Here is a 1369-nt window from a genome sequence, read left to right as displayed (position 1 = left end):
GGCGCGGGGCGCATCCACCGCCCTGTCCCCGGCGGGGCGGGCCGCCGTGCTGCTGGGCGTGGGGCTGTTGCTGGCGTGGTCCTCGGGCATCAGTTGGGGCTACAAGTCCCCGGCCTTCTTTGCCGCGCCCCTGTGGCTGGCGGCCATGCTGGTGCACGCGCGCCTGGGGGGCAGGGCGGCCACGCTGGCGTGGGTGGCCCTGGCCTGCGGGCTGGTCATGTTCCGGGCCGGGTACCAGTATCCCTACGTGTTTCCCCAGCGGCCCCTTTCGCGCGAGGAACTGGTGCACGACGCGGGCACGGTGTTTCCGCGCCTGTCCGGGGTGAAGGTGGACACCGTTCTGCTGGGCACCCTGCGCGACCTGCGCGACCTGCGCGCGCGGTACGGGGCCAACTACAAGACGCTGCCCGGCTTTCCGCTGGCGTACCTGCTGACCGGCGATCGGCCCGCCCTGCCCGCCGAATGGTTGCAGGACGGCGAGATCAGCGGACGGGTGGACGAGGTGTACGATCTGCTGGTGGCCCGCGACGTGGTGGTGTTCATGGAGCGCGACCAGATGGACACCGTGGCCCCGGACGGGTACGAGCGCACCCGCTATTCCGTGCCCGCGCGGGTGCGGCGGGAGTGGCGCGCGGTGGACGAGACGGAACACTTCGTGGTGTTCCGGCGTCCGTAGGCGGCGCGAAGCGCCAGTGCTCCAAAGGGCAGGGCAGGAAGGCAAGGCCCACCGCGTGTCGGCGCGCTACCGGTACGGGGCGAAGCGCAGGTCCGTGGTCAGCTGGTCGATGAGCTTGCGGTGCCCGGCGGGAAAGGTGAAGCGCGGCAAGTCCGCGAATTCCACCCAGCGGTACTCGGTGGCTGCGTCCAGAACCGGCGGCACGGGCGGTTCCCCGGCCATGTTCCCGTCCAGTTCGCACAGGTAGCAGTGCAGGGCGACCCGGTAGGTGGTATACCCGTGGCGGATTACCGCCAGCTTGTCACGCACCGCAATGCGGAAGGCGGTTTCCTCGGCGTATTCGCGCACGATGGTCGCATCCGGGGCCTCGTCCTTTTCCACGCGACCGCCGGGAAATTCCCAGAACCCAGCCCATACGCCCTCGTCGGGCCGCTTCTGGATGAAGATGCGGTTGCCGTGCACCAGCACGCCTGTGGCCACGTCCAGCGGGACGATGGGCTGCTTGCGTCCCGGCACGGGCCGCTCGTGCGGAATGCCCAGGCGCAGGCTTTCGCACAGGTCGGCCAGCGGGCATGAGGCGCAGTGCGGTTTCTTGCGGCAGACCAGCGCGCCCAGTTCCATGAGCGCCTGGTTGAAGTCTCGGGCGCGCCCCGCGGGCAGCAGCGCCGTGGCCAGCGCCCGGATGCGCGCGGC

1 protein-coding gene and 1 pseudogene are annotated in these 1369 nt (G+C 70.7%); one reads left to right on the top strand and one right to left on the bottom strand.

Annotated elements, in window-relative coordinates:
- Positions 1–676: pseudogene (locus FVW20_RS15535) on the top strand (hypothetical protein); the annotation flags it as partial.
- Positions 677–742: 66 nt separating this feature from the next.
- Here FVW20_RS15535 and FVW20_RS15530 read toward each other — a convergent pair.
- On the bottom strand, positions 743–1369 hold a 627-nt coding region (locus tag FVW20_RS15530), incomplete at its 5' end, for an NUDIX domain-containing protein (RefSeq protein WP_196610313.1).

This window comes from Nitratidesulfovibrio oxamicus, assembly GCF_015731765.1.
Lineage (GTDB): Bacteria > Desulfobacterota > Desulfovibrionia > Desulfovibrionales > Desulfovibrionaceae > Cupidesulfovibrio > Cupidesulfovibrio oxamicus.
This window is presented reverse-complemented; position numbering and strand designations above follow the sequence as displayed.